Source organism: Gilliamella sp. Pas-s27 (assembly GCF_009795865.1).
In the GTDB taxonomy this organism is placed as follows: domain Bacteria; phylum Pseudomonadota; class Gammaproteobacteria; order Enterobacterales; family Orbaceae; genus Gilliamella.
Window position 1 is genome coordinate 1 of sequence record NZ_WTEW01000156.1, and the last position, 247, is coordinate 247.

Consider the following 247-nt stretch of genomic DNA (forward strand, 5'->3'; position numbering starts at 1 on the left):
TTGAAAACACGCTTCTTTTATACTTGCATAGGCATTTGCTTCAACAAGGTATTGTTTATCAAGAATGGATAATGTTTCTTTTATCTGCGTAAAATCAAACCAATCCCAACAACATACCCTTTTAGCGCCTTCGCCATTCACTAACACCCAACCTTTATTCGGTCGGTTTTTATCATCAAGTACATCAATTTTTAACCACACATTATTTTGTGCATCAATTGCTCGATTGTCTCTTAGCGATAACTTA

Annotated in this window: 1 protein-coding gene; it reads right to left on the reverse strand. The window is 35.2% G+C overall.

The annotated features are described in order from the left end of the window. The coding region (locus GQ589_RS12110; RefSeq protein WP_160426514.1) for a hypothetical protein at positions 1–247 on the reverse strand (247 nt) is incomplete at both ends.